General features: G+C 33.7%; 22 protein-coding genes. 17 read left to right on the forward strand and 5 right to left on the reverse strand.

Features of this window, described 5'->3' with window-relative positions:
* The first annotated feature begins 189 nt into the window (after positions 1-189).
* From MHH98_RS10155 to MHH98_RS10175, 5 genes are all read left to right on the forward strand, one after another.
* A complete protein-coding gene (locus MHH98_RS10155) occupies positions 190-561 on the forward strand; it encodes a hypothetical protein (RefSeq protein ID WP_038182332.1) in 372 nt (123 codons plus the stop codon).
* 227 nt (positions 562-788) lie between these two features.
* Positions 789-1,793 (forward strand): LacI family DNA-binding transcriptional regulator, encoded by a 1,005-nt coding sequence (locus MHH98_RS10160; protein WP_412104679.1) that lies wholly within the window; start codon positions 789-791, stop codon positions 1,791-1,793.
* A 171-nt stretch (positions 1,794-1,964) separates the two neighbouring features.
* On the forward strand, positions 1,965-3,350 hold the full coding sequence (locus tag MHH98_RS10165; RefSeq protein ID WP_038182322.1) for a membrane protein: 1,386 nt from the start codon (positions 1,965-1,967) through the stop codon (positions 3,348-3,350).
* An 18-nt stretch (positions 3,351-3,368) separates the two neighbouring features.
* Positions 3,369-4,787 carry an aldehyde dehydrogenase family protein gene (locus MHH98_RS10170; RefSeq protein WP_038182319.1) on the forward strand — a complete coding sequence of 473 codons (1,419 nt, stop codon included), beginning with the start codon at positions 3,369-3,371 and terminating at the stop codon, positions 4,785-4,787.
* A gap of 17 nt (positions 4,788-4,804) precedes the next feature.
* Positions 4,805-5,980: an iron-containing alcohol dehydrogenase gene (locus MHH98_RS10175; protein ID WP_340712744.1), complete on the forward strand. Its 1,176-nt coding sequence runs from the start codon at positions 4,805-4,807 to the stop codon at positions 5,978-5,980.
* 255 nt (positions 5,981-6,235) lie between these two features.
* Here MHH98_RS10175 and MHH98_RS10180 read toward each other — a convergent pair whose 3' ends face one another.
* A complete protein-coding gene (locus MHH98_RS10180) occupies positions 6,236-8,830 on the reverse strand; it encodes an Ig-like domain-containing protein (protein WP_340712746.1) in 2,595 nt (864 codons plus the stop codon).
* A gap of 244 nt (positions 8,831-9,074) precedes the next feature.
* On the opposite strand from MHH98_RS10180, the gene MHH98_RS10185 reads away from it, so the two are divergent.
* The 5 genes from MHH98_RS10185 to vanY all read left to right on the forward strand — a co-directional run bounded on the left by MHH98_RS10185 (position 9,075) and on the right by vanY (position 15,027).
* Positions 9,075-9,803, forward strand: a complete 729-nt coding sequence (locus tag MHH98_RS10185; protein WP_076065393.1) for a sulfite exporter TauE/SafE family protein — start codon at positions 9,075-9,077, stop codon at positions 9,801-9,803.
* A 122-nt stretch (positions 9,804-9,925) separates the two neighbouring features.
* The gene (locus MHH98_RS10190) at positions 9,926-12,055 is read left to right on the forward strand and encodes a type IA DNA topoisomerase (protein WP_340712747.1); all 2,130 of its coding nucleotides are present in this window, start codon (positions 9,926-9,928) and stop codon (positions 12,053-12,055) included.
* Positions 12,056-12,276: 221 nt separating this feature from the next.
* Positions 12,277-12,975 carry a response regulator transcription factor gene (locus tag MHH98_RS10195; protein WP_038182305.1) on the forward strand — a complete coding sequence of 233 codons (699 nt, stop codon included), beginning with the start codon at positions 12,277-12,279 and terminating at the stop codon, positions 12,973-12,975.
* The gene (locus MHH98_RS10200; RefSeq protein ID WP_076034799.1) at positions 12,968-14,086 is read left to right on the forward strand and encodes a HAMP domain-containing sensor histidine kinase; all 1,119 of its coding nucleotides are present in this window, start codon (positions 12,968-12,970) and stop codon (positions 14,084-14,086) included. The genes MHH98_RS10195 and MHH98_RS10200 overlap by 8 nt, the downstream gene beginning before the upstream one ends.
* 83 nt (positions 14,087-14,169) lie before the next feature.
* The gene (gene vanY / locus MHH98_RS10205) at positions 14,170-15,027 is read left to right on the forward strand and encodes a VanY-A/VanY-F/VanY-M family D-Ala-D-Ala carboxypeptidase (RefSeq protein ID WP_340712749.1); all 858 of its coding nucleotides are present in this window, start codon (positions 14,170-14,172) and stop codon (positions 15,025-15,027) included.
* A gap of 106 nt (positions 15,028-15,133) precedes the next feature.
* On the opposite strand, the gene MHH98_RS10210 is transcribed toward vanY, so the two are convergent.
* Positions 15,134-15,397 carry a TetR-like C-terminal domain-containing protein gene (locus MHH98_RS10210; protein WP_340712752.1) on the reverse strand — a complete coding sequence of 88 codons (264 nt, stop codon included), beginning with the start codon at positions 15,395-15,397 and terminating at the stop codon, positions 15,134-15,136.
* Complete coding sequence (locus tag MHH98_RS10215) at positions 15,384-15,707, reverse strand: TetR/AcrR family transcriptional regulator (RefSeq protein ID WP_340712753.1); 324 nt, start codon at positions 15,705-15,707, stop codon at positions 15,384-15,386. Before MHH98_RS10215 ends, MHH98_RS10210 begins: the two co-directional genes overlap by 14 nt.
* 197 nt (positions 15,708-15,904) lie before the next feature.
* On the opposite strand from MHH98_RS10215, the gene MHH98_RS10220 reads away from it, so the two are divergent.
* The gene (locus MHH98_RS10220) at positions 15,905-17,293 is read left to right on the forward strand and encodes a DHA2 family efflux MFS transporter permease subunit (RefSeq protein ID WP_412104685.1); all 1,389 of its coding nucleotides are present in this window, start codon (positions 15,905-15,907) and stop codon (positions 17,291-17,293) included.
* Between the two features lie 128 nt (positions 17,294-17,421).
* Here the strand turns inward: MHH98_RS10220 and MHH98_RS10225 are convergent, their stop codons facing one another.
* Positions 17,422-17,877, reverse strand: coding sequence for a hypothetical protein (locus MHH98_RS10225; protein ID WP_340712754.1), 456 nt, complete (start codon positions 17,875-17,877; stop codon positions 17,422-17,424).
* A 343-nt stretch (positions 17,878-18,220) separates the two neighbouring features.
* Here MHH98_RS10225 and MHH98_RS10230 point away from each other — a divergent pair, with 343 nt between their 5' ends.
* The 6 genes from MHH98_RS10230 to MHH98_RS10255 all read left to right on the forward strand — a co-directional run bounded on the left by MHH98_RS10230 (position 18,221) and on the right by MHH98_RS10255 (position 23,782).
* Positions 18,221-18,640 carry a GlcG/HbpS family heme-binding protein gene (locus tag MHH98_RS10230; RefSeq protein WP_340712756.1) on the forward strand — a complete coding sequence of 140 codons (420 nt, stop codon included), beginning with the start codon at positions 18,221-18,223 and terminating at the stop codon, positions 18,638-18,640.
* Between the two features lie 426 nt (positions 18,641-19,066).
* The gene (locus MHH98_RS10235; RefSeq protein WP_340712757.1) at positions 19,067-20,533 is read left to right on the forward strand and encodes an aminoacyl-histidine dipeptidase; all 1,467 of its coding nucleotides are present in this window, start codon (positions 19,067-19,069) and stop codon (positions 20,531-20,533) included.
* Positions 20,534-20,619: 86 nt separating this feature from the next.
* Positions 20,620-21,063 (forward strand): hypothetical protein, encoded by a 444-nt coding sequence (locus tag MHH98_RS10240; protein ID WP_038182279.1) that lies wholly within the window; start codon positions 20,620-20,622, stop codon positions 21,061-21,063.
* A 114-nt stretch (positions 21,064-21,177) separates the two neighbouring features.
* Positions 21,178-21,672 (forward strand): DinB family protein, encoded by a 495-nt coding sequence (locus tag MHH98_RS10245; RefSeq protein ID WP_340712758.1) that lies wholly within the window; start codon positions 21,178-21,180, stop codon positions 21,670-21,672.
* Positions 21,673-21,797: 125 nt separating this feature from the next.
* Positions 21,798-21,950, forward strand: a complete 153-nt coding sequence (locus tag MHH98_RS10250; RefSeq protein WP_155981172.1) for a hypothetical protein — start codon at positions 21,798-21,800, stop codon at positions 21,948-21,950.
* 431 nt (positions 21,951-22,381) lie between these two features.
* A complete protein-coding gene (locus MHH98_RS10255; RefSeq protein ID WP_038182260.1) occupies positions 22,382-23,782 on the forward strand; it encodes a right-handed parallel beta-helix repeat-containing protein in 1,401 nt (466 codons plus the stop codon).
* Between the two features lie 494 nt (positions 23,783-24,276).
* Here the strand turns inward: MHH98_RS10255 and MHH98_RS10260 are convergent, their stop codons facing one another.
* On the reverse strand, positions 24,277-25,335 hold the full coding sequence (locus MHH98_RS10260; RefSeq protein ID WP_340712760.1) for a saccharopine dehydrogenase family protein: 1,059 nt from the start codon (positions 25,333-25,335) through the stop codon (positions 24,277-24,279).
* Positions 25,336-26,027: the final 692 nt, after the last annotated feature.

Consider the following 26,027-nt stretch of genomic DNA (forward strand, 5'->3'; position numbering starts at 1 on the left):
GTTTCTTATTAAGCAGCGATAATATGTCGCTGCTCTTTTATATTCCAATAATTTTATACATATGATATCAACTATTGAAGCATATTCTAATATAAGTAATTATCAATATTTCAATTATATATAAAAAAATATGACGACATCAGCTTTTTTGCCATTGTTTAAAATACTTTTGAAAAAAGGGGAGTTTTATTGAAACGGAAAATGATAAATACCATCGTTTTCTTTTGCTTATCAATCATGTTATTCGGATGTACTAGTGATGAAGAGCGTATTGATGTGTCATTTGAATTATCAAATGATATTAAAGTAAATGTAACTCAAGTAGCAAAAGATTATCTTATTAAAAATAATTGTGGAACTTCAGAATCAATCCAAGTTGAAACAGCCAGTATTACTGACCATTTAGTCAATGCATCAGACGGAATTTCAAAACCAAAAGATATTGGGCAAGTAGTATACAAAGTAACTTTTAAAGACAAATCGCATGTCGCTACTGGTTTACCAGAAGTTTTGATTAAAAAAGATAATAATCGTGTAGTTGGGTTTACTGTAGGGAAATGAACTATATAAGACATAAAGATATAATTTACAGTTTGCAATTCGTTAGATATATGCAAGCTGTTATATTTTATTTTAATTTTGGTAGATAACTAGAATAGTAATCTTAAATTTTTGATTGAACTTTTTGCGTATTATCTGAATTCATATAACAAACAAACTGGTAGAAAACTTTACTGAATTGCCGTTTTCCATGTATATTTAAGAGAGAAATTAAAGGAAAAGGGGCAATGATAGTGGTTTCTTCAAAAGATGTTGCCAAACATGCAGGAGTTTCACAAACGACTGTTTCACGAGTACTAAATACACCTGATCTAGTTAAGCAGAAAACAAAAGATAAAGTATTAAAAGCAATTGAAAAATTAAGCTATGTACCAGATGCTAATGCACGCTCACTAGTACAGAAAAAAACTGGAGTCATCACGCTCTTATCAGGGCCATTACATAATCCTTTCTTTGTAGATACTACAACTGCAATTGTTAACTATGCAAACGAAAATGGATATAGAGTTAATGTTCACTTTGTGAATGATAAAAAGCTATCGGAAGCATATTCATCAGCAATTGAAAACAAAGTTGATGGCATGATTTTGTCATGCATTTTATTAGATGACCCGATTTTTGAAAGATTAAAAAAGATGTCTATTCCATTTATAACGTATAACCGTAAACATAAAAATGAAGAACTCTTTGTAGAAATTGACAATGAGGAGGCAGGTTTTTTAGCTGCGGAGCATTTAATTCAACTTGGCCATAAAGATATTGCATGGGTTGGAGGTCCTTTAACGGTGAGTACATTTAAAAATCGTTTTGAAGGATACAAAAAAGCATTGAAAAAATATCGAATTATTGAGAATCCCTTATATATTTTCCATACAGATTCAACTAAAAATGATATTCAAAAAGCGTTTGAAACATTGCAGAAATGTAAAGAAAAACCAACCGCCATTTGTAGTGGGGCAGACTCAGTAGCATTTAATTTAATGAATAATGCCTTAAGCTCTGGATTAAAAATACCGGAAGATATTAGTATAATTGGAATTGATAATGTGGATTTGAGTAACCATGGAGCTATGCAATTGACAACGGTTGGGAGTATTACAGAAAATAACTTAGGACGTCTGGCCATTGAAAAGCTTATTGAGATGATCGAGCTAGAAAAAAGTACTTGCATACAAATAACTGAATCTGTTAAAGTCTTTTTAAGAAATACAACAGCTAAAAGAAAAGATTGAATCTTTTCTATTTTATAAAATGAATACGTAACCATTTTGGTTAGCTTTTATTTTTGATGTGAAATGGTTACGTATTCATTTGAGCTATTTGTATTTTGAAATGTGTTGGATTTTTTATTTCGTTCAACATGTAAGGGGTTACATAAACAACACAAAGGGGAGAAATGATTCATGCTATGGAAAAAACGTGCGTATGGAGAAGAATCACCGTATATACCAGCTGGACCATTCAAAATTAGAATGCCGTTCATTCACTACAAATTTGAATGGCCGGATTATGTGCAAGGGTTATTAATGTGTGCGGTTGATCTTTCAGCAATACCGTTAATGACAGAAGTATTGGGGATGCCTTTTGAAGTTGCGTTAGCAATTGTTATGGCAAACGGAGTATTTTATTTACTACATCATCTTTTAGGGGACCCAGTAGTACCAGGATGGATTACACCTGCTATTCCGTTACTTGTGTTGTATGTACAAGAGTTTGCAGAGGGACAAGATCGAATACATGCCCTCATAGCCTTCCAGATGACACTCGGGATACTGTCGTTACTGCTCGGAGCAACAGGGCTTGCCACAAAAGTTGTTCGATTAATCCCTCCAGCAATGAAATCAGGCATCATTTTAGGTGCTGGCTTTGCTGCAATTATTTCAGTATTCCAAGTAGGCGGTAAATTTGATACGTTCCCATGGACAATCACAATCGCTGTTGGGATCGGATTTTACTTATTATTCTCGAAACAATTTGCGAAGTTACAAAACAAAAACGGCATATTACGCATCATTGGTAAATTAGGTGTACTTCCAGTTATTTTATTGGCAGTAATCGTTGCGCCAATCTTTGGAGAAGCACATTGGCCAGCAATTGAATGGGGCTTTTCAAAACCAGATTTTATAACACTTTGGAATGAATATACAGTGTTCGGAATTGGGCTACCACCTTTAAAAACATTCTTAATGGCTATTCCAACTGTAATCGCAGCATACATCGTATTATTCGGTGAAATTTTACAAGCTAAAGCATTAATTGATGAAGCACAAGTAGCTAGACCTGATGAGAAAATTGATTACAATGCGAACCGTGCTCACTGGATTTTCGGTATCCGTAACTCTGCAATGAGTATTCTTGGACCAGACGTATCGATGTGTGGACCGATGTGGGCAGCGATGCAAGTTGTCACTGTAGAACGATTCAAAAAAGGCCGAAAAGCGATGGACTCGTTCTTCGGAGGTATTGGTTCATTCCGTTGGGGTACAAATACAGGCTTATTATTACTACCAATTGTAAGTCTTGTACAACCGATTCTTGGTGTTGCCTTAGCGTTAACGATGTTAATTCAAGGCTTTGTAAGTGTTAAAGTAGGTGTTCTAGAAGCGAGAAGTCAACGTGATTTAGGTGTTGCAGGTGTTATAGGTGCAGTGCTTTGTATTAAAGGCGCAACTTGGGGCTTTGCAGTAGGAATTCTTCTATGCTTACTAATTTACGGGAAAGATTTCTTCAAAGGAGAAGTTGATAATACTTTTGTTAAAGATAGTGAAGAAAATAAAGAAATCGCTTAAAAAGGGAGATTTTGCTTTATGGAAAAAAGTTATTATGTGAACGGTGAATGGAAAAAATCAGTACAATACGCAGAATTAGCATCACCACATACAAAAGAGATTATTGCAAAAATTCCACAGGCTACTAGAATTGAAGTTGAGGAAGCTATCAATATTGCTTACGAAGCTAGAGTGGAAATGGCCAAACTAACTGCTTATGAAAGAGCAGCTATTCTTGAAGATATTACGAGATTATTTATCGAAAATAGAGAAGAAGCGGCTGAAATTATATCTATTGAAGCAGCAAAACCGTTGAAATTTGCATTGGGCGAAATTGATCGCACGATTGAAACCTATAAATTTGCTGCTGAAGAAGCAAAACGTCTTACTGGCGAAATGATTCCAATGGATGCTGCCAAAAATGGTGGGAACCGTTTAGGATACACAATTGAGCAGCCAATTGGAGTAGTTGGTGCTATTACACCATTTAACTTTCCACAAAATCTAGTAGCGCATAAGGTAGGACCAGCTATTGCTGCTGGTAATACAATTGTTTTGAAACCAGCATCACAAACACCTCTTTCAGCATTGTTTTTAGCGAAATTAATCGATCAAACAGCTTTACCAAAAGGTGCGTTTAATGTAGTAACTGGTGGGGGTAAAACAGTTGGTGACGCATTAGTGGAAAGCGATAAAGTTAGCATGATTACCTTTACGGGTAGCCCGGCTGTAGGCATTGGAATTCGCAATAAAGCAGGTTTAAAGAAAGTGGCATTAGAATTAGGCTCAAACGCAGGCCTTATTATTGATAAGAATGTCAATATTGATGAAATCGTTTCAAAATGCGTGAGTGGCGCTTTTTCAAATCAAGGTCAAGTATGTATTTCACTACAACGTATTTATGTAATGGATGAGCTTGCGGAAGAATTCCTTTCTAAATTTGTTGAGGAAACAAAAGAGTTAGTCATAGGTAATCCATTAGATTTAACAACTGATGTTTCTGCAATGATTCATGAAAAGGAACAACAACGTGCAACTGACTGGGTAAATGAAGCAGTGGAAGCAGGTGCTTCAGTATTAATCGGTGGTAAAGTTGAAAATGATGTTTTCATGCCAACCATTTTGGGAAATGTAGCAGAAGATGCAAAGCTTTCATGCCAAGAAGTTTTTGCACCTGTAGTTATTGTGAACAGAATTTCTTCCGTTGAAGAAGGCATTCAAGCAATTAACAACTCAAACTACGGTTTGCAAGCGGGCATTTTCACGAGCGATATTAAGACAGCATTTAAAGCTTCGAAAGAATTAGAAGTTGGTGGAGTTATGATCAACGATATTCCTACTTACCGTATTGACCAAATGCCTTATGGTGGTGTCAAAGAAAGTGGCACTGGTAAAGAAGGGTTGAAATACGCCATTCATGAAATGACCGAAACAAAACTTGTTGTCTGGAATCAATAAAAAGGGGAGCGATTGCAATGTCTGAAAAAATTACTTTTGCACCAATTAGCTATACTGGTTGGGGCTCATTAGAACATTTAGAAGAAGAAGTTAAACGATTTAATGCACAAAAAATTCTACTAGTAACAGATCCATTCTTAGAAGAACTAGGGTTAACAAATAATATAGTTGTACCACTTGAAAAAGCAGGTTTGGAGGTTGATATTTACACTGAAGTTGTACCTGAACCACCTTTAGCAATTGGTGAAAAAGTTGTTGCATATACGAGAGAGCATCAATTCGATTTAGTTATTGGTCTTGGAGGGGGTAGTGCATTAGATTTAACAAAAATTGCAGGTGTGTTAGCTACTCATGAAGGTAAAGTTGAAGACTATTTAAATTTAACTGGGACGAAGGAAATTCAATCAAAAGGTATTCCAACCATTCTTGTGCCAACTACATCAGGTACTGGCTCTGAAATTACGAATATTTCAGTGCTATCATTAGAAACAACAAAAGATGTTATTGCACATGATTATTTACTTGCTGATGTGGCCATTGTAGACCCTGCATTAACAATTTCTTTACCTCCAAAAATTACTGCTGCAACGGGTGTCGATGCACTTACACATGCAGTTGAAGCATATATTTCAAAATTTGCTAGTCCAGTTTCAGATGCATTAGCACTACAAGCAATTCGTTTAATAAGTAATTCTATTCGTACAGCTGTAAAAAATGGTACGGATAAACAAGCTCGTTCAGATATGAGTTATGGTAGCTACTTAGCAGGACTTGCCTTCTTTAATGCAGGCGTAGCAGGCGTACATGCATTAGCTTATCCAATCGGAGGTCAATTCCATATTGCTCATGGTGACTCAAATGCCGTACTTCTTCCATATGTAATGGGCTATATTCGTCAAAGCTGTGAAAAACGTATGAAAGATATATATGAAGCAATGGGCTTTAGCGCTACAAACCTTTCACAAACAGAAGCATCTTATAAATGTGTGATTGAGTTAAAACGACTTGTAGAAGACGTTAATATTCCATCTACTTTAAAAGGCTTTAATATTACGGAAGATGCTTTAGAAGGACTTACAAATGATGCGATTGAACAAAAACGTATTCTAGCTAGAAGTCCACTACCATTGTTAAAAGAAGACATCTATGCGATTTATAAATCAGCATATAATGGTGTTATTGTAGAAAAATAGTTTTATATAGAAGGATGTACAGCTGCTAGATGAGCAACAGATCGTAACACGAATAAAAAATGAAGTATATTACCGATATATGGATAAGGGATTTATCGAGTAGTTTTATTGTGGAAATGTGAGTTGTTAGAAATAGCTTTGTTGATTATGGAATTTGTAAGCCGTATCTCTATCACATTTCTGAACAATGAATAAACATCATAAATAGCCTCAAAAAAAGGAAGCAATATATATTGCTTCCCTTTTTTCTGTGCCTTATTTTATTGTAAATTTCTTTACTTTACTTTTATTACCTACTTTATCTTTTGCATAGATCGATAATGTAGTGCCTACTTTTTGGCGAGGTATTTGTACACGTACATAGCCTGATTTTTTCGCTGTTGTTTTCTTCACTAACTTTTTGCCGTTATAAATGTAAACTGTTGCACTGCTTTCAGATTTTACATTCATAACAGATGCCGATGTAATCGATATATTTGATACTGGGGGTGGGGTCGTATCCTTTACAATAATCGTTTTCTTTTTACTTGTTTCCCCAAGTGGGTTTTTAGCATAAAAAGTTACTTTCGCACCTGCTTTTTGTCGAGGGATGTAAAATTGGAATGTACCATCATCGGAAGTCCATGTTACCATTGCTTTTTTACCAGGTATTTTTAAGACGAAATCTACATATGGCTCTGCTTTACCAGAAATCATTACATCCGCATCTCCAAGAGTATGAACTACTGGAGTTTTCGGTGCTTGTTTGTAAATATTAGAAACGGTAAATTTATAGGTCTCTTTTAAGCCTGCATAATCTTCTGCAATGACTTTGTACGTGCCATTTTTTGTAGCAGTAAAAGTGGCATTACTAGATTGTAATATTGACCCATCTGGTAATGTAAGTTTTTTAATACCTACATTATCAGTTGCATTAATTGTCAATGTGACATTCTTTTTAGTTGGTTTTGTTGTGCTTGGTTTTACGTTTAGTTTTGGTGATGAAAAATCAATATCGTCGACAAAAATATCTTCTGTCCGTACATTGCCGAATATATCTTCTATTTCTACCAAATGGCTCCCGTTTTTATTTAACGTAAATGTTGCATAGGCCTTATTTACAACTGTTCCATTCGGTAATGTAATCGATCGAATACCAGTATTATCAGTAGCTTGAATATTGATAGTAACGGTGTTTAGATTTTTATCATAGTTTTTCGTAATGGTAGCGAGTTTTGGCATTTCATAATCAACAACTCTTATCTCCTTTAACAGACCTGTATCGGATAAATTTCCAGAGTTTTTACTACGTGCTTCTACTCTTATGGAATAACTACCTGAACGTGTCGGTTTTAACACGAAGCTACGAGTAGTACTAAATGGTTGGTGAATTGTATAGGAACCTGTTGTCGCAACAGAAAATTGATATTCAACGTCACTACCTTTTGCTGCATTCGCAGTGAAAATATATTTAGTAGGAGCACCATCGTCGTTCACAGATAGGGACAAATCTGAGGCTGGTTGTGCTAGTGTAGTGAAATGGTAGTTTATGGCATTGTCTTGTGTCGCACCTAGATAACCTACTACTGCACCATTAGCAATATTCAAAGTATAATCTGTGAAATATTGTAATTCTTTTGGTTGAATTGTTACTACATTCTTTTTAATCTTAACATTGATTGGTACTTCTCCATTGGAATCAGTTAGAGTAAATTTGTCTGTATTAGAGTTGGAAATATTATGGTTGAAATAAATCTTAAAAGTACTGTCTAATGGTATATATTTAACACCATCTTGAAAATTTTCAACATAATGACTGTTATAGCGATTTGTTGCTTCATATGTAGATTTCACGAGTGTTAGTGCATTAGATTGCAATGACTCATTAAAACGAACGGAATATTTAGCCTTTGCATCTTCTGTGATAGTTAGCAATCCATCATCTACAAATACTTCTTTCGCTAATTGTGTGCCGTAGAGTGTATATAAGAATTCATTTGTTTCATAAGAATAAACATCAACACCTGAGTCAGTGCTTGCCGCAAATGTGAATTTGTCATTAAAGGCAAAGTCGTTATACCATTCACCAAAATCAAATTTAAAACTCATATCACCAGATTCTACGGATGTTAAACTATACGCCGTTCCTAAATTATATAATCTTAATCCATCGGGTGATAAACTTGATGTTTGATCTATTGCATAATCCCCATGATCAGGTGAGTCATAGCTTGCTGTAATAATCCCATGATTTATTTCTTTCGTTTTAATATCGGTGGGTGAGCTACTATTAGAAATTGTATAAAGTTTCGATAATTCTTCATTGTAGACAACAGTCGATTGTTCATATATAGATGAGTTTTTTTTATTTTCCACACGCTGTTTTGTAGCTAAATTATATACGAGAATGTTATTATGTTGCCCTGAACCTGGTGTTATGTATAAATAGTTATCTTTATCCACGGCAATATCATATGGATCAGTTTCAATATCTATAACATCTTCGATTGTAAAGTTCGTTGTCTTTACTACGGCAATGGCTCCGATTTCTGGGCTTTCTGTCGAGTGTGTATGATTTTGTTTTAGTTGTGTGACATAAAGCTTTTCGTTTCTCAATGTCAAACGTTCCGCTGCATAAGGGAGCTTCAGCGACTTTATTTGCCCAGTTTTATAATAGTGTGCATAAATTGTTTTACTCCCCAAATCTGTCATGTAAAGAATATCGTGATCTTTATCTAGTTCTGTATCAAAGGGCGTAAAATTAAGCTTTGTTACTTTTTCAGCTGCTTTCGCTTCATTATTTAGAGAAAACGTAAATATACATAATAACCCTAAAAATGATATTAGAATAATTTTATTAAAAAATTTCAAATAATATCTCCTCCAGTTCACTTTGAAAATTATAACATTTAATAAGTAGATTTACTTATAAATTATCAATTTTTTATCATTTTATTAAAAATTTCAGAAATCTAAACATTTGTTATGGAGAGTAGTATTTTAGAAGGAAACTTGTAATGCTTAAGTTTGAGGACTAATTAAGATGCAGTTTAATAAATATCCGTCATAAAATGATAAAATACTAGTAAGTGTATATTTATATAGGAGGGTTGTTTTGGGGACTGTATTCATCTTTATATGTATTATTCTAGTGGCTTCTATTTTACAATCAAGCACTGGTTTTGGTTTTTCTATAATGGCGACGCCGTTCTTGTTAATGTTATTTCAACCGCAAGAAGCTATACAAATTAATATTATTTTATCTTTAATTATCTCTGTAGCGTTAATTTTGAAAATACGTCATGACATTGATATGTTTCTATTAAAAAGAATTATTTTAGGAAGTATAGTTGGTGTACCAATAGGTATATTCATCTTTATGTCGATGAATATAAATGCTTTAAAATTAGGGGTTAGCATACTCCTTTTACTATTGACCTTATTATTGATATGCAATTTCAAAGTGAAAGCAACACCAATTAGGGATTACATAGTAGGGGGTATTTCAGGAGTTTTGACTACAAGTATAGGTATGCCTGGACCGCCATTATTGCTTTACTTTACAGGAACAGATACTGAAAAAGGAAAGCTAAGAGCAACGACATTAGCCTTTTATCTCTTTATATATTTTATCAGTCTAATAACTCAAATCATCTTTACTGGAACTAGCAAACTCATATGGCAATCAAGTCTATATGCGATTCCCATCGTATTTATCGGTTTGTTTATAGGGCAAATTATTTTCAAATGGATAAACCAACGGATCTTTAGAATATTTACTTATATTCTTTTGATATGTACAGGACTTTTTCTATTAATTGAAAGTTTAAGTTCTTTAGTATAGTAAACTCTATTCCGAACGTTTCAAAAGTCATCCCACTTTTGAAACGTTTTTCATGTTCTCCAATAGCCAACCGAACAAATTTTCGGTATGATACGAGTAAGGATATAAATAGAGGTGTTAGTATGGGACTTACAGTGATTTTAGCTGAAAAACCATCGCAGGCGAAAGCTTATGCAGATGCTTTTCAAGTAGCAAAGAAAACAAAACATTACATAGAACTTGCCCCAAATCAGACGTTTCCAGAAGGAGCGACGATTACTTGGGGGATAGGGCATTTAGTTGAATTAAAACAACCCGCAGATTACAAGCCAGAATGGAAGCGCTGGTCTCTGGCACAATTGCCAATGATACCGGATAACTACGAATTCCGAGTGGCGAAAGGCAAGTGGGATCAGTTTCAAGAGGTAAAGCGGTTGTTTAAAGAAGCACATGTGCTTATTAACGCATGCGATGTGGACAGAGAAGGATCTAATATTTTTTATTCTATCTATCGTCAAACAGGTGTGCGTCAGAAGCCAGTTCAGCGACTTTGGATAAATTCACTTGAGGTAGATGAGATACGCAAAGGGTTCGCCAATTTGCGAAATAATGATAAGGATCTACTGTTGTATCATGAAGCGCAGGCACGTCAAATCAGTGATTGGCTCGTTGGGATGAATGCAAGCCGCTTATACACGATGCTGCTGAAGGCAAAGGGTCTAAATGAAACGATGTCGATTGGTCGTGTGCAATCGCCAACAGTTTATATGATTTATCAAAGACAACAAGAAATCGAACATTTTAAACCGACTAATTTCTATGAACTAACTGCTGAATTTTTAGCTGAAAAAGGGCCGTATAAAGGGAAAGCGGCTATTAAGAAGGATAAGCGAGAGGAAGTCGAGCAAATACTGCATCAAGCTTGTATTGCTGAAGGTGAAATTCTGCCGGGTGTGATTCAAGATGTTAAAAAAGCGCGAAAGCACGTTAAACCTCCGAAGTTACATGCTCTTTCTACATTACAAGCTAAAGCCAATAAAATATGGAAATACAGTCCAGCAAAAGTGTTGGATGTTGTACAAGGTTTGTATGAGAAAAAGCTAGTCTCTTATCCAAGATCAGATTGTCAGTATATAACTGAAGCCGAATTTAGTTATCTGGTTGACAGAGTAGCGGATTATCAGAAAATCGTTGATAAACCATTTGAGATTGCAAATGGACGTCCTCAAAAGCGTTATGTAGATAATGCACAAGTGGAAGAGCACTATGCCATCATCCCAACAAAAACAATTCCTACGGCTGCAAAAGTACAAGGCTTATCGCCAATGGAACGAAATATTTACTTTGAAATAGTGAAGAGTGCATTGGCGATGTTCCATAGAGATCATGTATATGAAGAAACGACGATCATGACGAATGTGAAGGCAGTCGATTTTAAAACAGTTGGCAAAGTGGAGCTAGATCCAGGATTTAAAACACTATGGAGTGGGAGTGAACCGACAAAGAAAAAGGATGAAGAACCATTATTACCTCGAGTAAGTGTGAATGAGGTAGTAGAGTCAAAAGTTGCTATTCATGAAGGGACAACCCAGCCTCCAAAGCCTTATTCGGAAGGACAGCTTGTGCAAATGATGAAAACCTGTGGAAAGCTCGTGGATGATGAGAGCGCTAGCGATATTTTGAAGGAAGTGGAAGGGCTCGGTACTGAAGCAACACGTTCAGGTATTATTGAGACGATAAAACGCCATGGTTATATAGACGTGACAAAAAATATCGTTTCAATAACAGATAAAGGACGCGTATTATGCCAGACGATTGAAGGGTCACTATTATCAAGTCCTACAATGACCGCGAAATGGGAGACTTATTTGCGGAAAATTGGTAATGGTACAGGTTCAAAAGAAGCTTTCATCCAAAATGTCTGCAAGTTTTTAAATCATTTAATAGAAGTAACTCCAAAAATGGTAGAGAAAACGGATATTCAAGCAGCCGCTGAGGGTAGTGCTTCCAATGAACCACTTGGACTTTGCCCAATTTGTAAAAAAGGACAGATGTTATCTCGTAAAAGTTTTTATGGCTGCTCGAATTATAAAGCAGGCTGTAAGTTTACTTTATCTAAAACAGTTGCAGGTAAAAAACTATCACCTAAGCAGGTGTCAGACCTTTGTCAAGACGGTGTGACAAAGGAAATGAAAGGCTTTAAATCGAAGAAAGGTTCAATGTTTAGTGCGAAGTTGAAGCTAGTTGAAGGTAAGATTGTGTTTGAGTTTTAGTACTAAAAAGTAACTTGTAGTAGTTATTATATTGTTGGTTTGTGTGCTGGGGTTTTATGAGGGAATCCCTTAAAGTTCCATTTAATTAAAGTTCGATACTCCTTTAAGAAAGCTACAGTTCAGCGTGAAAGATATTAAAATAGAGCGTGTGAAAAGATATAATGAAGAAATTTTTAGAGTGTAAGTAGTATGGAATTGAAATGATATAGGGGTGTATTAAAATGAAGCGAGTATCAATTTTGGTAGCTGACGATGAAGCAGAAATTGCTGATTTAGTTGGGATACATTTAGAAAAAGAAGGCTACAATGTCGTTAAAGTAGCTGATGGAGAAGAAGTTATTCGTGTTATCGAATCTCAACAAATTGATTTGGTGATTTTAGATATTATGATGCCAAAAATGGACGGTTATGAAGTTACGCGTCAAATTCGAGGGCAATATCATATGCCTATCATTTTCTTGAGTGCGAAAACGTCTGATTTCGATAAGGTGACAGGACTAGTAATAGGAGCAGATGATTATATGACGAAACCTTTCACTCCGATAGAATTAGTTGCACGTGTAAATGCTCATTTGCGACGATTTTTCCTGTTGAATCAACCGAAAAAGGATGAAAATAAAGATGTTTTGGAAATTAGTGGAGTGGTCATTTATCCTGAGCAAAGGACAGTTAGTGTTCACGATGAGCATATTGAATTAACTCCAAAAGAGTTTGATATTTTATATTTATTAGCGAGCCATCCGAAGAAAGTATATAGTGTGGAAAATATCTTTCAACAAGTGTGGGACGAGGAGTACTATGAAGGCGGAAATACAGTTATGGTACATATTCGTACTTTACGGAAAAAACTTGGAGAAGATAAGAGGAAAAATAAATTGATCAAAACCGTTTGGGGGGTTGGTTATACATTCAATGGCTAAAATGGTAAGAAGCTTCCGCTCAAAAATGATTGCATTATTTGCTTTAAGCATGATATTAGCTGGTGGCATTACGTATATAATCTACAAAGGGCTTCAGCTCTATTATAAAACTATGGTTCGTTATGAGGATCCTTTGTCTCAATTTCGGTCAACGATTAGAAATATTGGAGATGTTAATTTCTTTTTAATTATATTTATCCCTCTATCTATTTTGTTTTTCTTTTTTCTTACTAGACCATATTCAAAGTACTTTAATGAAATTTCTAATGGAATTCATTATCTTGCTAACGGTGATTTTACAAATCGAGTTCATGTTGATTCAAATGATGAATTTAGTGATATTGCGCACGAAATCAATTTAGCAAGTGAAAAGTTAAAAGAAGCTGTTGAAAGAGGTGATTTTGCGGAAAATAGTAAAGATCAGTTAGTTTTAAATTTGGCTCATGATTTAAGAACTCCATTAACATCTGTTTTAGGCTATTTAGATTTAATTCTTAAAGAGGAGAATTTAACAAAAGAGCAAATTAAACATTTTTCGACGATAGCATTTACGAAGTCTCAACGATTAGAAGGACTAATTGATGAGCTATTTGAAATAACAAGAATGAAATATGGCATGCTAAAGGTTGAGAAAAGGTTGATTGATATAAGTGAATTACTTATACAGTTAGATGAAGAATTATATCCTTTATTAGAAAAGAATGATTTAGTAGCTAGAATGAATATTGCTCCTCATTTAAATATTTATGGAGACGGTAAATTGTTGGCAAGAGTATTTGAAAATCTATTAACCAATGCAATTCGTTACGGCTATGATGGACAGTTTGTTGAATTAAATGGACATATTGATAATGGAGAAGTTGTCGTACAAATTATTAATTATGGAGATAGTATTCCAGAGGAAGAGTTGCCGTATCTTTTCGATATGTTTTATACGGGTGATAAAGCACGAACCCAGAATCAAGAAAGTACAGGGCTTGGCTTATTCATTGCGAAAAATATTGTAGAGCAACATAACGGAACGATTTCTGCTGAAAGTAATTTAATCCGAACAATATTTGAAGTAAGATTACCAGCAGACGATGGTGCGGAATCTCATTTAAAAATTTAATAAAAATTTTAAGTTTACCCCACTTTTTATTTAAATAGTTTTTTCTATCCTATACTTAAGTAAGGTTAAGGAGGAAACTAGTAATGAAAAAGTGGGTATTTTTTTCACTTATATTGTGCACAGTATTTGTTAGTATTTATATGGCATCATTTTATCAAAATGGCGTAGAGGTTAAGGTTGTGGAAAAGGATGAAAAGGTAACTTCTACGATTACCGAAAAGAAAGAAATTACAAAAGAGCAAATTTATAAAGGTGATCTATTACTAGTTAATAAAGATTACCCAGTTCAGAAAGATAGCATAAAATCCGATATTATAAATTTATTTCAAAATAAAGAGTTAGTAAGTGGCTATGTAATACTTGATAGAAATCTTCGCCTATCAAAGGATATTGTAAATAAATTTTTGAAGGTAGTAGAAGCGGCGGAAAAAGAAGGTGTTAGTCATTTTTTAATTAGTAGTAGCTATCGAGATTTTGATGAGCAAAGTGAGCTATATCAAAAAATGGGCTCTAATTATGCATTGCCAGCAGGATATAGCGAACATAATTTAGGTTTATCACTCGATGTAGGGTCTACTCAAATGAAAATGGAGAAAGCTCCGGAAGGAAAATGGATTGAAGAAGAGGTATGGAAGTACGGCTTTGTTCTACGCTATCCGAAAAATAAAACAAACATTACAGGGATTCAATATGAACCTTGGCATATACGCTATGTCGGTTTACCTCATAGTGCCATTATGCATAAAAAGAAACTAACTTTAGAAGAATACTTAGATTTCTTGAAAGAGAATAGGGATATTTCCATTAATGCTGAGGGGAAAAATTATACGGTTTCTTATTATGAAATTTCAAAGAGTAGGACAATTAATGTCCCTGTGGATCAACATTATGAAATATCAGGAAATAATGTGGACGGAATAATAGTGACGGTTCATGAATAGTAGTCTACTTAATAAATGACTATCACATTGTTTGAACTGTCATTATGGCTGTTCAAACAATGTTACTGAAGTAAGGCAGGATAGGAGAAGCTCCAATTAGAAACATCTATTTTGAACTAGTGAAAAATTCTTTATTAATCATTTCGTGAAAATATTGATCCATTTGTTTTGCTGGAACCTTGCGACCATTTTGAACCCACCATGCACTAAGCGAAGAGAGCGCTCCTGAGTAAAATTCCACAATGATTTCAATTGGTACCGAGAAGTTCTCCCCGCGGTTATTTAACTCTAAAAAATCGTGCTTTAGTGTCTCTTTATTACGATAATTCATATAGTTATTGAAAATATCATCATTTTTATTTGATTGCATAATGTTGTCTAACAACTCTAATTTTTGGAACCATTTCAAAGGATTGGAATGGTTTTAATACACGTTCTTCTAAGCTAACCTTCACATATTTTTCGTTAAATTGTTCAATTCCAAAATATAATAAGTCGTATTTATCCTCAAAATGCTTATAAAAAGTAGTACGGTGAACCATTGCCTTTTCGCAAATTTGATTGACAGTAACGGAGCTAAACTCTTGTCCAGGTTGCGATAGCAATTCTTCAAGTGCCTCCCACAATAATTTATATGTTCTTCTAACCCTAAGATCGACCTTTTTATCATTAAAATTCATCTACATTCTCCTTGATTTGTAGTTTATATAGATACTCAATTAAATTTGATTCTTTCAACATTAAAATTAAATGTGTATATTATTTAGTAGACATTAGTAGCTTTATCCTACAAGTGTAGCAAATATTTAGGAATGAGGAAATAAATTTGAACACGACCAATCAAGTATCACCTAGTGATCCATTCGATTTATCGAATATAAAAAAAGGACCGATTATCATTGCTATGATTATTGGTGCTTTTGTTTCTATTTTAAATGAAACACTATTAAGTAATGCATTGCCAGAATTGATGCGTGAATTTAGTGTAACACCTACTACTATCCAGTGGTTAACTACCGTCTATATGTTAGTTGTTGGCGTGTTAGTGCCTGTTACCGCTTTATTACAACAGTGGTTTACAACTAGGCAATTGTTTTTATCTGCGATGATCTTATTTTTAATAGGTACAATTATTGCGGCATTTGCACCAGCATTTAGCTTTTTGCTTGTAGGGCGTATTATACAAGCATTCGGTACGGGTTTAATCATACCGATTATGATGAATACCATTTTAATCATCTTCCCACCGGAAGAACGTGGTGGAGCAATGGGTTTAATTGGCCTAGTTATTATGTTTGCACCAGCTATTGGGCCGACTCTTTCAGGAGTAATTATTGATACTCTTAATTGGCGCTGGTTATTTTACATCGTAATACCACTTGCTCTAATATCAATTATTGTTGGGGCAAAGTATTTAAAGAATGTTTCGGAAATAACTAGACCAGCAGTAGATGTCTTATCAATTATTTTATCAACAATCGGGTTTGGCGGATTTGTCTATAGCTTTAGTAAGTCAGGAGAGCTTGGATGGGGAAATGCAGAAGTATATTGTACTTTAATAATCGGAGTTGCTTCATTAATCTGGTTCATTATAAGACAATTAAAAATTAAGGATCCAATACTCAATTTACGTACATTTAAGTATCCAATGTTTTCAATAACAGTTGTACTAATTGTCATTGTCATGATGGCGATGTTCTCAACTATGACATTACTACCAATGTTTTTACAGGGTGTACTTTTAGTATCAGCTTTTAAATCTGGTTTAATTATGTTGCCAGGAAGTGTGTTAAATGGTTTCATGGCTCCGATTACCGGGAAGCTTTTTGACAAATATGGTCCTCGTACTATTATCATTCCTGGGATTGTGTTAGTAGCTGTTGCAATGTGGATGTTTATAGGGATTGATGTTGCAACGACAACAGGATATATTATTACGATCCATTGTATGCTATTAGTGGGTATCTCGCTTGTCATGATGCCTACACAAACACATGGCCTAAATCAATTACCTAAAGAATTGTATGCACATGGTACAGCAATCTTTAGTACGTTACAGCAAGTAGCAGGAGCCATTGGAACGGCACTATTCATTAGTAAAATGTCATCTGGACAAAAAGATTATTTAACACAGTCTGAAAATCCAAATGACCCAACGGAAATAGTAGCTGCTTTAACAGCAGGTTTTGATTCTGCATTTACGTTAGGATTTATCATCGTTTTACTTGCTATAGTTGTTTCACTATTCATAAAACGTACGAAATAGGAGATAGCATGGTTGTTCTAAAAGGATAAAATCGATTGATTTAACAAAATAGACAATTCATAATACTTGAATTTGCAAAGGGGTATCCAATAGTCGAGAAATTGACTTTTTGGATTGCCTCTTTTTATTTACACATCTTCATTTTCTTTAGTTAATAATGTTTCTACAACATCAAAAAAGTCACTATCAGTAGCTTTATAATATCTTCTACCCCAACTTTCAGTATCGCTAAAGATAACCATCTCTTTTTCATCAACAAACAAAAATATAGTAATTCGGTCCATGTCTGTTGTGATAGACATTATATAATTACAATTAAACATATCGTAATCATCTTTTGTAAGACGTAGCTTTACCTTCTTTAGTGATTTTAAAATCGAGGAATTATCATTTTTAAAAGTATAGTTTTTTCCAAATTTTAATTTATTCATTTTTGTTACATCTATAGAGCTAACCTTACTGTCTTCTAAGTGCGTTAGAACATCCGTTATTGGTTTTTCTTTATACTTATTGTATTGAAAAATGCCATATGATCCAGCCACTAATACAATACCGATAATGATGGTGATGAGTGCTTTTTTCATAAAATATAACCATCCCCATTTCTAAAATGTCTTTATATAAGACTAATGGGAATTAAATACAATCGCAAGGTTGTTATTTGAATAATTAAAATATTATATCAAACACTTTATCTTTAATGAAGCCTTGAAATAAAGTCGCAACGTTTACCCCTCTGGTTATGTTTATCCAAGAGGGTTTTTTATGTCCAAAAGTAGAAGAATATCTGAAGCAGAAAATTGGATAGAAAAATTAAAGGTGACTTCAATTCGGGATGATTTAGAACAATGTATCTTATTAGCTTAAGTTTACACCATTTCTATTGTATCGCCATATCCTATAGGCATATAAGAAAGAGGTGGAATTTTGGCTAAACTTACTATTGAAACAGCAAAACGATTATTGAGTGTTGCCGAACAGAAATCTTATCAAATGGGGCTCTCTAGCAATATTGCCATTGTAGATGATGGCGCTCATTTGATTGCTTTTCTTCGAATGGATAATGCGAGAATTGCAGGTATTGAAATCTCTAAAGACAAGGCTTGGACTAGTGTAAGTATGCAGATGCCGACTGCAAATTTATCGCAAGCAGCTCTTCCAGGTAGTCCTTCATTTGGTATAAATACAACAAATAACGGTCATATCGTCATTCTTGGAGGAGGTATTCCTTTAATTAGTGAAGGGAAAATTGTTGGCGGTATAGGAATTAGTGGAGGCAGTAGTGCACAAGATATCGAAATTGCCAATGCAGTAGTTCAAGCTTTCGAATGGTTAAATAAGAATTAAAAAGGGAGAAGCCATGAAGCAAAACATGGTGATGTTAGTTAAAAATAAGCAGTAATCATTGAAGATTTGGGAAGAGATTCTCAATTCAATACTATTACTCTAGAATATCGGAATAAAACAAGTTGTACTTACACAATTACTAATAGGTCGTCCAGGAAAACTAAAAGAAATTGCCAGCATGGTTGTTTTTTAACATTAAACGAAGCATCATCCAAAGCAGTTCAAGTATTTACAATAGATGCTGGCCAAATTTCTTATAGAAGTAAAAATTGTTTTATTTAATAAGAAGTATAAAAATGATCAATCTAAATTCTAAAGTTACATATTTATATTCTGACAATGAATACTGGGGACAACATCTTGTCTCAAGGTTGAGCTATAATAATACTAAACATTTCAAATATTGTTAAAGAGAAGGTGAATCGTATGTATAGTAATCTAGAAGAACTAACAAGTCATAAAGTATTTCATTTTTTCGCAGAGATATCCAAAATTCCAAGAGGTTCAGGGAATGAGAAAGCGATTAGCGATTATCTAGTTCGATTTGCAGAAGAGCGCGACCTCGAAGTAATACAAGACTCGGCATTAAATGTCATCATTAAAAAAGATGCTACTACTGGATATGAAAATGTTCCGACAGTCATTATTCAAGGGCATATGGATATGGTTTGTGAGAAAAACCAAGATACGATGCATGATTTTGAAAAGGATCCTCTACTATTAAGAATAGTAGGGGACATGCTGTATGCAACGGATACTACTTTAGGAGCAGACAACGGAATCGCAGTTGCATATGCGTTAGCATTATTAGATGCTAATGATATCCCTCACCCTTCTCTAGAAGTGGTCATTACGACTGAAGAAGAGACAACGATGAATGGTGCGATAGCTGTAGATGCTGCCCATTTCAAAGGTGAAATTTTGATTAATATCGACTCAGAAGAAGATGGTAAATTACTTGTCAGCAGTGCCGGGGGGGTACATGTTACGCAAATACTGCCTATTAAATGGGAGAATGCTAAGGATCATGAAGTAGCTTACTGCATTCGTATTAAAGGATTAAAAGGTGGACACTCTGGTATCTCTATCAATAAGGAGAGAGGTAATTCTAATAAATTATTAGGAAGAGTATTACATGAACTATCATCGGAATTTCAATATTCTATACAACAGATTAATGGTGGTTTAAAGCCTAATGCCATTCCAAGAGAAGCAGAAGCAATTGTCTTCATTCAAAAGGAAGATGACGAGCAGATAAAAGAAAAAATTGAGAAATACAATGATATATTGAAAAACGAATTACAGTTTTCAGATCCAAATGTATCGATTGTCTTAGAAAAAAGAGAAATAAGCTCTACAAATGTATTCTCTAAAGAAACGAAGCATAAAGCTATTACTTCATTGCTATTAATACCACATGGTGTTCAAGGAATGAGTATGGCAATAGAGGGGTTAGTGGAAAGTTCTACTAATTTAGGAGTTGTAACGACAACTGATTCATCTATTACATTCGAAAGTGAAATAAGAAGTTCTATCAAAAGTGCTAAATCCTATATGGTCACTCAAGTAAGATCGATTGCAGAAATGCTTGAATGTGAAGTACTCATTGATTCTGATTATCCTGAATGGCCTTATAATCCTGATTCAAAAGCGAAGAAACTATTTGAAGCGACGTATAAAGAAAAATACGGTAAAGAGATGGAAGTAATTGCTGTACATGCTGGGATTGAGTGTGGTGTATTTATTGAGAAGATTCCAGGTTTAGATGCTATTTCCATTGGACCAAATATATTTCTAGTGCATACCCCAGATGAGCATATAAGTATATCTTCAACCATCAATAACTGGGAATATTTCATTTATACGTTAAAGAGAATGAAAGATCTTCTGTAAATTAATTAAAGTAGCAGGCGTAAAAGTTTCCAAATTAATGCTTGCATTGATTCGTATTGTTTTTCATCATAGACAGGAGTGGAGATATGGATTGGCAAACGTTGAATACAGATGAAGACATTAGGACCTTCATGAATAAATTTGGCTATTTTCATGATAGTTGTTTGAAAGAAGCTCATGTTCAAACTAAAAGTTTTGTTGGGGAAAATTACGGAATGGCAATTGACCCTACTACATCTGCAAGTCTTTTATTTCAAAGACAAGCTGGACCAATTTCTGCTATTGAAATAGTGTTTGAAGAGATTAAACACTTTTGCATAAGCCCTCTTCCAGCGGATTATACTGCAGAAATTCTTGACGCTACGTTTATAAAACAAAATGGTATTTTCTATTGGGCTAATTGTGAAGGTTTTAATCCTACGAATGTTAGTTTAGAGGAAGGTATAACTTGGATTTCTGCAAAATATGTAAAGTGGAGAGATAGAAGTAATTTGATGGGTGGACAACTGATTTATGGAGAAAAGAATTAACAAAAGATCTAATCAAGATTTATTTTTGTCATCTATTAGCTGATACTTTTCGTATTGTAAAATAGCTTTTTAAAAATTCTTCGATTCTATGAAGATGTATTGGAGGGATATAAGATGGAACAGTATTTAGAATTTAACAAAAGCATAAGAGATGATTTATTGAATAGTGTAAGCAATCTATCGGACGAGCAATTAAATAAGGAAGTTGAAGAAGGTCGTTGGACGATTATGCAAGTACTTCATCATCTGCATATAATTGAATCTGGAGTAGCAAAAGCAATTCAATATACTTTGAAAAAGGGTGAAAAGCAGACTGTTAATACCAAGCCAATTGAGTTAACAGTAAACCGTTCTACAAAGATAAAAGCACCTTCATTTGCAAATCCAGATGCAAGATTTATCACACTTGAAGAGATGAAAGAAAAACTGAAAGAATCACGTCATGTTCTTATTCAGGTTGTCTCAAATTGCAACAAGCATCAACTGAAAGAGAAAGCCTATCCACAGCCAATATTCGGATTAATGAGTCTAGATCAGTGGGTTCCATTTATCGGATACCACGAAAAAAGACATATTGAACAAATAGAGGAATTAAAAGAAAAACTATAAATCAAGTTAATTTTGAACTTACTACAACAATAAGAAAATCAAGGGCCTATTCACATAAGTGGATAGGTCTGTTTTGTAGAATATAAGTAAATGGAGTATTTAACATTCAAATAAGGAGGGATGAAGTGAACAAAAAAAGAATCCTATTATTAAGTATATTTGCTTTGATATTATTTTCAGCTTTATATTTAACAAGTAAACTGACCACTGAAACAGTTACGAGGGAAGTTAAAATAGGCGTTGAAAATAGTGATAATAGTGTTGAAATTGTAAATTAAACGGTTTTGGTAGCGGGAATTGTCACTAATGTTCTAGTTAAGTGAAATGAAAGGTTATAATAAATTGATGGAATTAATATCTTTCATAGTTTTGTTAGTCTTAATTGTGTTCCAACGTCTGAAGCAGCCAGCAAAGAAGTTCATTTTATTGATGTTGGCAAGTAGATTCCATCTAATTTCAAACTGGTAATGAGAATGTATTAATTGACGGAGGAAATAATGGCCAGGAAAATGAAGTAGTAGCATATTTAAAGAACAGAAAGTAAAAATATTAAATGCTGTTGTTTTAACTCATCCGGACGCTGATCATGTAGACGGATTAGCTGAAGTTTTGATACATTGAAAGTTAAAAGTGTTTACGCAACCAAGGCAATCCTTTTATCCTTTATGACTTATTATGCAGATAATTTATTTTAAGAAGGAATGATTAAATGAAAAAAATTATTATTATCCTTTTGGCCGCAGCTGCTATCACGATTGTTTTAGTTATAAATAATACCAAAGCAGAACAGGATAATTCAATATACGTAGCTGTAAATGGAAATGATCAAAATAATGGGACAAAATTAAAGCCCTTTCGAACACTAAAAAAAGCTGCTTCAGAAGCTGTTGCCGGAACTACCGTCTACATACGTAAAGGAACCTATAATGAAAGACTTGTCATTAAACATAGTGGAACAAAATCAAAACCAATTATTTTTAAAGCTTACAAAAACGATAAAGTTGTTCTTAGTGGAAAGGATGTAAAAGATGTTGAAGGAAATACATCCTTAGTTACAATAAATAATAAAAGTTATCTTACGATTAGCGGATTAACTATACAGGATCTATCGACTAATTTAACAGATGAAACGGTAATGGGGATTTATGTAACAGGATCTAGCAGTCATATTACATTAGAGAATAACCATGTGCGGCGAATTGAAACACATGCAGATGACGGAAATGGACATGGAATTGCCATATACGGAACTGGCCCAATGAAAGAGATAAATATTTTTAATAATATAGTAGAGGATTTAAAACTTGGTTCAAGTGAATCTCTTGTACTTAATGGCAATATTGACGGCTTTAAGGTGGAAAATAATCTAGTTCGCCGAAGTGATAATATCGGTATTGATCTGATTGGTTATGAGGGTACCTCTAATGATAAAAAAGCTGACTATGTCAGAAATGGGGTAGTAAAAAATAATAAAGTTTATGAAATATCCTCGTACGGAAACCCGGCTTATGGGGAAGATTATGCTGCTGGTGGAATATACGTAGATGGGGGGAGGAATATAACTATTGAAATGAATACCATTTATAAATGCGATATCGGAATTGAAGCAACGTCTGAGCATGCGAAAAAATATGCTAGTCATATTAATATTAAAAACAATACTATTTATAACAACTATTACACTGGGATATCGATTGGTGGGTATGATAAAAATCGTGGAGGTACGATAAATTCAACAATCTCGGAAAATATTATTTATCGAAATGACACGAAGGGACTAGATGGGGGACAGCTTTTATTACAGCATGATACAAAAAACAATGTGATCGAAAAAAACATTTTAACAGCTGGACCATCTCGCTTGTTTATTGCTAATTATTTCACAACCAATCAAGCAAATAAACTGCAAAATAATGTATTCCATAAGGAAAAAGGAAAAACTGGTATTTGGGTATGGAAAGAGAAAGAGTATACTTCTTTTCCAGAATTTAAAATTACTTCAAGTAGTGATGAGAGGTCCAGTTATTTAAATCCAAAATATGAAAATGAAAACAAGTATGATTTTAGATTAAAAAAAGATTCACCAGCAAAGAATATTATTTTAGAGTAAAAAATAATTATCTCAGAACATGGTACTGAAAAAAGCAGAGTCACTTTATTACCTCTACGGGTTCTAAAATAACGGTAAAGGCGACCAAGAGGTAGATAAAATTAAAAAATTCTTAGACTCTACATTAAAGTTTAAGTAGCAGTACATATGTAGTGAAAGAAAAATAGTAAAGAAAAAGCGTTCCTCTCAACTAATTCGAGTGGATCGCTTTTTTTATTAAGAAGTTTTTGCATTTACAGTTTTCTTTTTGAAGTAACTCATGGTTTAATCTATCTACGAGAATGTAAAAATCCTATCCAGAAGTTTAAAAGTCTAGTTCATATGTGTAAGCAGATTTATTCTGCATTACGCGATAGGCTACTAAATTTTTAATAAATCGCCTTGAGCATTATAAAAGGAGCTAATAAAAGGGCGTTACATATCTTATATGACCAATATGTAACGATCTTTCCTTTTAATTAAACTAAAGCCCCCGTTAGCTTAATAACTATTTTTTATTTTTCAAATTCCTCGATTACAATGTTGGGGCAGTTTATTTCGGATAGCAATTCATCTATGTCAGTTATTTCAAAAGGATAAACTACACCTTTCACATTTTTCTGTTGAGCTATTTTTGCTAAAGAAGCAGTTGCCATTGCTGTTGTATGATAATCAGAAAAGGTGGATAGGGCTAATATTTTTACCTTTTCTTTGTTATCGATTACTCCCTTTACCTCAACAGTAAGAAAAGCATTTTCATTTTTATGAGGCTTATGTTTTACTACCTTAGAAAGAAAATCCTTGTACTTATGAACATTTTTTATGAAGCCAACCTGTCTTAAAAAAGATACCAGCTTATTGAAACCATTAACATTCCAAGAAGTCCAATAATTTATATAGTTAATATCCAACGTTTCTTTTAAAATAGCTTTTTCTGAATGGTCTATACATCTTACCTCTTTTTCTTTAAGGTGATGAAGGAAATCCATTTTTCTTTTATTAGTAAATCCAGATATAACTTTGTTTTCAAACTTTACTGGTTGAGCAATTATATTTAACATATCCAAAATTCCAGATATTCCAGCTTTAGCATTTGTATTTTGTAATAATCCAACATTTATCTCTGTTACTTCTGAAAAATTTGAAATAGCCTTTTTTACCATTAATCCTGATAATCCAGGGAAAAATCCAGACATTACAACTGAACCTATATCATTATTTTCTGCATCTTCATTTTGCTCGTTAACTTTCTCTACAAAGTCATAATATGGTGTAACATCTAGACATAATATTTTATTTTCTATACATGCTTTTTGAATATATGGATTTTTCTGTTTCAATACTACAACTACAATATCAATATTTTTTATTACCTGCTTTACATTTTCTTCTTTATTTGCATCTAAATATTGGAATTGAACATCGGTTTTAATAGAATTCGCTAATTTTTCTCCTCGTTCAGTTTTATAGTCGGTCACTATTAATCTTAATTGATTATCAAATATTCTTAATAATTCGCTACAAACTAATTGACCAAGAACTCCTGATGCCCCAACAACCATAATATTTTTCATGATTTTAATGCCTTCTCCCTGTATACATTACCAAACTTTAATCTAATTTATTTTATATCTAATTCAACTCTACTACTTCGTTAGCACAAGAAGCGATTGCTCTAATTGAACAATTGCCCCGTTACTTTAAGTTGTAAGTAACTGATTTGGTTCGACAATTCTATTGTCTCATTAGCCCAAACGGGCCAGGTGCTTTCATCATGAATATCTTTCATTTTATTCTCCCCCAGGATTATAATTTTTTCAGTTTCAGAAAAATCTTTGTACCTGCATTCTTTTACAAACCTACCTCATTAGTTTAATTAGTTCAACAGAAAAGAGCTTGGATTAAACTGTCCATTTAGTTCAATAAAAAAAGAGCTGTCTGAATAGGTCAAAGTTCTTCTACTAAATCACCTGTCAGTTGAATATTAGACTTCAAAATATTTAGTTTTTCTTTAAATTAATATTATTTATTATTAAGATAAAAGAAAAGATTAATAATAAGAAAAAATCTAGACGTGGCAAACCAATTATCTTGAGTAATAAGTTCAGTGAACAACTCATTTAGTTGTTGCGATTTTACATTAGGATTAAATAGTAATCGCCTCTTTCATTCCTATAATTTTTCGAGATTTTTCATTTATTCAAAGACTCTAAATGGTATCTTTATAGTTCCACACCCTACCACAAGACCGTAAAAATACATATTG

This window comes from Viridibacillus sp. FSL H8-0110, assembly GCF_038003565.1.
Taxonomy (GTDB): Bacteria; Bacillota; Bacilli; order Bacillales_A; family Planococcaceae; genus Viridibacillus; species Viridibacillus arenosi.